Raw genomic sequence first — 7,058 nt, 5'->3', positions numbered from 1 at the left:
AGAGTTCGATTCTCTCACGAGCTACTATTAAAGTCGCAACTTCGGTTGCGGCTTTTTTGTTGCCATTAAAAAAGGCTCTATATCAAGAATATAGGGCCTTTTGGTTTGTATGGAAGTTTTTCGGAACTTGTCGAAAAGTTGCGGTAAATGTGTGTTTTGTACTATTTTTTGCCGAATTTGCCGTAAATTTGCCGTAAAAAGCATTTTAATTTATTTTTATATGATTCCTAGAATTTTGTTTTAATTCTGGGGCTATATCAGATTAAGTCATTTTAGTTTTACTCTAAAAATATGGTGGGCAATTGATAAAAAATGAAGTAGTAGCGATCACTCGTTTGTCGACATTGCTTCAATTCCTGGACAAACCAATTGCCACATACTTTCGAATCGATCATAAAAATCAGGATTGTTCCATGTTTCCCTAAATGTAGGGAGGGTGAAAACACTAAAGGCTGATAGAATCAATTCAGCATTAGCGAAAGAATTATCGGGCCAGTCCATAATAGTATTAATTTTTTGATAGACGCTTTTTAAAATTTCTTGCAGTGCGATTGGATTATTTTCGACATATTCGGTGTTCAGGATGAACATTGCTTCGTCCTGATTATATGCATTTTTTTTAGCACTTACAAAAGACCAAAGTAATTTGTGCAGTCTTTTGATTTTAATTTCATCAGCAGTGCCAACGTCAATTTGTCTAACTACGACTTCTTGAAACCATTTTTTGCTAACCGCTTCCCAGAGTTCCTTTTTGTTTTTAAAGTGTTTATAAATAGTTGCGTGTGTAACACCTAGTTCACTGGCAATTTGATTGAGTGTGATATCGGAACGGTGATATTTGGAAATAAGTAATTCTGCAGTTTGAATTATTTTTTGACGGTTAATTTTTTCTTTTTCAGTTTTTATCATATTTTTTACCTTGATGTGTAATTGATAGCTTCTATAATCCTAACATAAATTATTTGGTTACAAAAGTTGACAAAAGTAACTTAAACGATTATGATTTCATTTGGTTACAAAAAGATAAAAAAGTACCAAAAAGGATTTATCATATGAAAGCAGCACAACTTGATAAGTATGAAAAAGAATTCAAATTAATTGTGCGGGATATTCCTATTCCCGAGATAAAGGAAGATGAGGTTCTAGTAAAAGTAAAAGCTGCTGCTGTAAACCCTCTTGAAAAATTAGTAGGTACCGGCAGTGTGAAGTTGATTCAAGATTATAATCTGCCGATGACAATGGGTAATGAATTATCAGGAATCATCGAAAAAATCGGTAACAAGGTTACAACGTTTAAAAAGAATGATGCGATTTACACACGATTACCTTTAAACAATATTGGAGCATTTGCTGAATATGTTGCAGTTCCAGCATCGGCTATTAGTAAGATGCCAGTGAACCTTGATTTTAAATCAGCGGCTGCAGCACCTTTAACTGGATTGACTGCTTACCAGGGATTGTTCGAGGAATTAAATGGACAAGCTGGGGAAACGGTGTTAATTACTGGTGGATCAGGATCTTTTGGCGAATTAGCAATTCCTGTTGCTAAAAATGCCGGTATGAGGGTCATTGTTAGTGGTAGCGCGAGATTAAAGGAAAAGACGCTGCGGCTTGGTGCAGATCAATATATTTCGTATGAAACTGAAAACTATTGGGAGAGCGTACGTGATGTTGATTACGTAATCGACACATTGGGGGGCTCTGAGTTTGATAGAGAATTATCGGTTATTAAGACTGGTGGTCGGTTATTGTCTTTGCGTACTGGTCCGAATAAGCGTTTTGCGCATACGCATCAATTTGGGATGACAAAAAGAATGCTCTTTTCAATGGTTGGTTCGAAATTTGATCGAAAAGCTTCAAAGAAAAATGTTCAATACCATTTTATTTTTGTAAGAAGTAACGGTTTTCAGCTGTATGAATTATCAAAAATTATTGAAAAAAATAATATTATTCCAGCGGTGAACAATACAATTTTTAATATTGATGATATTAATGACGCTTTGGATTTAGTATTCAAAGGTCATTCAAATGGTAAAGTAGTGATTACATTTTAAAAATAATAACGGTAAATGAGTTGAAGTGCTCTTAAAAATTTAAACAAAGGGGAAAATAAAAAAATGACTAATCGATTAAAAAATAAAGTTGCAATTGTAACGGGTGGTATTTCCGGAATTGGTAAGGCCATCGCTGAAGATTTTCTGGCAGAAGGGGCTCAAGTAGTTATTACAGGTCGTCGTGAATCTTTAGGTGTTCAGGTAGCTTCTGAACTTGGGAAACAAAATCAAATTATTTATTTGTATCAAGATATTAGTAATGAATATGATTGGAATACAGTTGTTGAAAAAACTTTGTCTCATTTTGGTCACTGGGATATTTTAGTTAACAATGCGGGGATTGGCGGTGCAGGTAAGCTAATTGTTGATACGAGTCTAGATGAGTGGCAAAAAATAATTGATGTCAATTTGACGGGAACTTTTTTAGGTAACAAGATTGCACTACAAAATATGGATAGTGGTAGTATTGTCAATGTTTCGTCTGTTTTGGGGATTGCAACACCGATGCCAGGGGTGGGAGCTTATGCTGCCTCGAAGGGCGGTACCAGAGCGCTGACTAAGTCGGCGGCTGTAGAGACGATTAAAATGGGCAAAAATATTCGAGTTAATTCTATTCATCCTTCTTTAGTTGATACGGATATTGTTCCTGATAGCTATCGAGAAGGGATTAAAAGTTCAAAAGAACCAATTCCGCTTATGGGTAAACCAATCGATATTGCTAAAGCTGTGACCTATTTATCTTCTGATGAAGCTAGTTATGGAACTGGTGCTGAACTGGTAATCGATGGTGGTATTTTGGCTGGCCGTTAAACGATTTGCCATATTAATAGCACGTTTATTGGATACTGATTTTTATTCAAATAAAAAGTAAAAAGCTGCCTATCTCTTCTCAAATCGAAGAGGTAAGCAGCTTCTTTCATATATAAATATACGGGAGAGGGCCCAATTGATGGGTGAAAATTAGCCTTGGTTATTCTTCAAGCGCTTGTCCGCGGGCTTCACCTCAGGAACGCCACCCATGGCTTCAGGGTGTTCCTGGTAAGTGAACTTGTGTCCGTCCTTGGCTACCTGGCCTTCAAAGGCCTTTGAGCCAGTGCCGTCAGAGAAACTCATGATGGTGTGGGCGAATTCTGAATGTTCGATATCGCCCATGTCGCCAGGAACAATGACACCGTACTTTTCTTCGAGTTCTTCTTGGGCCTTCATAAATTGAAGTTGGTGTTGCGTTTCGCGAGCCAACAAGAACTTCAACATATCGCGGATTCCCTTGTCCTCTGTCATGTTGTAGAGACGAGAAACTTGGAGGCGGGCTTGTGATTCACGAACAACGTTAAAACGCATGTCGGCCACTAAGTTACCAGATGAAGTAACGTAGCCGGCATTCCAAGCTGCACCATTTGGGTTCGTTAGACCGGCGTTCAAACCATGAACCAGTGCGTGTTCGGGGTCCATACCGGACAATGTGGCTGCCTTAAGTGGGTCGCCGGCAACGTCAGCATCAGAGATTGGCGCACCTTCAAGCAAATAGCCAATCATTGTTGAAATCATTTCCACGTGACCGATTTCTTCGGTTCCAGTGTCTAAAAGTAAGTCCTTGTACTTTTCATCGCCAGTTGATGACCAACCTTGTGAAAGGTATGACATCATGCCGGTTGTTTCACCCCATTGGCCACCCAATGCTTCTTGCAGACGACGGGCCATCAATGGGTCCGGACGATCAGGCTTGGCGTTGTATTGTAACTTCCGAGTGTGCGTGAACATAATTTCCTACTTTCTGTGCTATCCGTGAGAATATTTGTTAAAAAATAAACAGTACCAATTTATAATTATTTATAAAATAATAACTATTAAACGCCTATTCTCTAGTAATTAACATTAAAATTAGTTGGTATATATCAACCTTTCCAATTTTAATATTTTGCGTTGAAATTAGTTTATCATGGACAATAGGAGCAGGTAAAGGAAAAATCAGGAAAATGGTCTAGACGACCGTGGCTAAAGCTAGTGTTTTCAGTCCTGAAAACACTAGGAGCAAAAGAGGCGACTGTGCTAAGATAGAAGGAGTAAACTAGACATTTTTAGACCATTTAAGCGGTCTGAGGCAAAGGAGAACCTTCATGGCTAAGCAGACGAAACGTCGTAGTCAAAAGAAAAAGAAAGTTAGTCGGGCAGGAACTGCTGGACAAATTGTTGGCCTACTGGCGATTATCTTATTATCAATTTTTGCGATTTTTCAATTAGGACTTTTTGGCATTTATCTAGCCGATATGGTGCGCTTCTTCTTTGGAAACCTTTACCAAATTACTTTGTTGCCACTGATTGCTTGGGCCACGGTTTATTTGGTGATGGATAAAAGTTATCCAATTCCAGGTCGCATCTATGTCGGAGTGGGGATGATCTACTTGGCAACGGTCTTGCTGTCATCGATGCTGTTCTTCACACAGAACGAATTGCCAGGTGGTGGTTATGCTTCCCAGGTAATTCGATTGATTGGCCAGGATATGACCAATCAATCCGCTGGAACACCGGTTGGAGCTGGTATGTTAGGGGCTCTTTTATACCAATTAACCTTCACCCTCTTATCAAACGTTGGTGTAGCGATTATTGTCGTTGTTTTGTATATTGCGGGTATAATTGTCACTTTCCGTTTGCCCGCTCGTGACTTGGCACAAAAGGGTGTTGTCAAGGCCCATGAAAACTTTACGGAGTTCCAAAAACAACAAAGTCAAAAGCGTGATCAGCGTCAATTGCTGGCTGAAAAAAAGCAACAGGATTTGACGGAATTTGGTGATCACCCATTTGGCTTGAGTAAAACGGAGCCGAAGGCAGATGAACCGGCAGCAGACCCATTCTTCCCTGATCCCGCCAAAGACATTGCCGGAGATGGGGCTGATTTGCCAGCAGAAGAAGGATTGAATTTGGTTGCCGACCCGGTTGAACCAACTATTAATTGGCAAGCACCGACAACGCCGAGCCCAGCACCTACTCCCGCTGCACCGGTGCAACCTACTAGTTCGCAGGGAAGTGAGGACGTGCACCTTAATGCTAGTGCTGTGGACGACGATGATTACCAGTTGCCACAAACCTCACTCTTAACAAAGACTCAGCCGACCGACCAGACTAAGGAGGCCCAAAGCTTGAATGCGAAGTCTCGTCTGGTCCATGACACGCTACAATCCTTTGGCGTGGACGCGACCGTGTCCTCGGTTTCCTTGGGACCAACGGTTACTCAGTATGAGCTCAAGCCGGGTCAGGGTGTGAAGGTCAACCGAATTGCGAATTTGGCGGATGACTTGGCCTTGGCCTTGGCGGCGAAATCAATTCGAATTGAAGCGCCAATCCCTGGAAAGCCCTATGTCGGCATCGAAGTGCCAAACGATACGCAGGCGGTCGTTGGTTTTCGCTCGATGATTGAGCAGTCCAACACCTTAGACCAGGGCTTGCTAACGGTTCCATTGGGCCGTGATGTGACTGGCAATATCGTGTCAGTGGACTTATCAGCCATGCCGCACTTGCTGATTGCTGGATCCACGGGTTCTGGAAAATCAGTTGGGTTGAACGGCATCATTGTTTCCTTGCTCTTAAAGGCCAAGCCTTCCGAAGTAAAGCTGATGATGGTCGATCCTAAGGTGGTCGAGTTGTCGATTTACAATGGCATCCCACACCTGCTGACACCTGTTGTTTCCGATCCACGTAAGGCAGCCAAGTCGCTGCAAAAGTTAGTAGATGAGATGGAAAACCGCTATGATCTTCTGGCTGAATTTGGGAAGCGAAACATTGGTGAGTATAATGCGGCGGTGGACGATAACAATGCTCACGCCAAGGAGACCGGCAACGCCATCATGACGAAATTGCCTTATATCGTGGCGGTTGTCGATGAATTTGCTGATTTGATGGCGACGGTTGGCTCTGAAATTGAAGTGTCGATTGCCCGCTTGGGAGCCAAGGCGCGAGCTGCCGGAATCCACATGATTCTAGCGACCCAGCGTCCTGACGTGAAGGTGATTAACGGAACGATTAAGTCGAATATTCCCGGCCGAATCGCCTTTCGAACGGCATCGGGAATCGATTCGCGGACAATTTTGGATACGAACGGGGCCGAAAAGTTGCTTGGCCGCGGAGACATGATTTTTGCCCCACCTGGCAAGGCTCATAAGCGACTGCAGGGCGCCTTTATTTCAAATCAGGATGTGACTGCCATTGTTGATTTCGTCAAGGGCGAACAAGATGCCGTTTACGATGAAAAGATGACGGTCACCGACGAAGAAGTTGCTCAGGATGAAAACGGTGGTGGCGGCAATTCGGATGATGAATTGTTCGAGGAAGCACTAGAATTCGTGATTGACCAGCAGAAGGCCTCGACTTCATTGCTGCAACGACGTTTCCGGATTGGTTATAACCGGGCGGCCCGCCTGGTTGACGACCTCGAAAATGCTGGCTACATTGGCCCGGCTGACGGGGCGCGGCCACGCCATGTCAACGTTAGTAAGAAAACCGATGAATAAATAAAGCGAAGTAAAAAGCGAAATTGCCGAAGTGAATGGCGGTTTCGCTTTTTGTGTGCTTATTTTTTGGATGTATTTGACGGAGAATTTGGCAGGCTAAGGGTAAATCTTCATCAAAAAAGCGCCCTCCCCAAATGGGGTGGCGCAAAATTTCTTGATAAATTACTCCTGGAAAAAGGGCACGATCTGTTTGGCAAATGTACCGTCGGGATCGTTGACAAAGGTCTTGTAGGCCGCCCAGTAGGCGTCTTCGATGAGGAGTGGTTCGGCGATATTTTTTGGGATTGCTGTTCTTGGAATGCCACCACGGTCATCGCGAGGCCCTTCGTATCCCTTTGTAAAGTCGTCGAAACGCTTTTCAATCACAATGGCTTCGGGGCCAAACCAGTTATGGGGCTCCTTGGTTAAGAAGCTCTCTTCAATCTGGTAGGGCGTCCAATCGGGTAAGTCGACTGCAATTTTCATGGGGTGGACCAAAGTTTGTAACTGGACTTGGCCG

Annotated in this window: 6 protein-coding genes and 1 pseudogene; 4 read left to right on the top strand and 3 right to left on the bottom strand. The window is 42.7% G+C overall.

The genetic code is table 11. The features are described from left to right. On the top strand, nt 1–197 hold a 197-nt coding region (locus tag AOQ32_RS08910; RefSeq protein ID WP_207657364.1), incomplete at its 5' end, for a hypothetical protein. Between the two features lie 130 nt (nt 198–327). Here AOQ32_RS08910 and AOQ32_RS02635 read toward each other — a convergent pair. After that, a complete protein-coding gene (locus tag AOQ32_RS02635; protein ID WP_059393470.1) occupies nt 328–909 on the bottom strand; it encodes a TetR/AcrR family transcriptional regulator in 582 nt (193 codons plus the stop codon). Nucleotides 910–1,052: 143 nt separating this feature from the next. On the opposite strand from AOQ32_RS02635, the gene AOQ32_RS02630 reads away from it, so the two are divergent. Together AOQ32_RS02630 and AOQ32_RS02625 are read left to right on the top strand one after the other, a co-directional pair. Then, entirely contained in the window at nt 1,053–2,054 is a 1,002-nt protein-coding gene (locus AOQ32_RS02630) for an NADP-dependent oxidoreductase (protein ID WP_059393469.1), read from the top strand. A 63-nt stretch (nt 2,055–2,117) separates the two neighbouring features. Continuing rightward, nucleotides 2,118–2,864: a glucose 1-dehydrogenase gene (locus AOQ32_RS02625; RefSeq protein ID WP_059393468.1), complete on the top strand. Its 747-nt coding sequence runs from the start codon at nt 2,118–2,120 to the stop codon at nt 2,862–2,864. 150 nt (nt 2,865–3,014) lie between these two features. On the opposite strand, the gene AOQ32_RS02620 is transcribed toward AOQ32_RS02625, so the two are convergent. Beyond that, nucleotides 3,015–3,815, bottom strand: a complete 801-nt coding sequence (locus tag AOQ32_RS02620) for a manganese catalase (RefSeq protein WP_059393467.1) — start codon at nt 3,813–3,815, stop codon at nt 3,015–3,017. A 356-nt stretch (nt 3,816–4,171) separates the two neighbouring features. On the opposite strand from AOQ32_RS02620, the gene AOQ32_RS02615 reads away from it, so the two are divergent. Then, complete coding sequence (locus AOQ32_RS02615) at nt 4,172–6,559, top strand: FtsK/SpoIIIE family DNA translocase (protein ID WP_059393466.1); 2,388 nt, start codon at nt 4,172–4,174, stop codon at nt 6,557–6,559. Between the two features lie 162 nt (nt 6,560–6,721). On the opposite strand, the pseudogene AOQ32_RS02610 reads toward AOQ32_RS02615, so the two are convergent. Beyond that, nucleotides 6,722–7,058, bottom strand: a pseudogene (locus AOQ32_RS02610) (hypothetical protein); the annotation flags it as partial.

This window comes from Fructobacillus tropaeoli (genome assembly GCF_001047135.2).
In the GTDB taxonomy this organism is placed as follows: domain Bacteria; phylum Bacillota; class Bacilli; order Lactobacillales; family Lactobacillaceae; genus Fructobacillus; species Fructobacillus tropaeoli.
The sequence above is the reverse complement of the archived record's forward strand: the minus strand, read 5'-3'. Positions and strand labels throughout refer to the sequence as shown.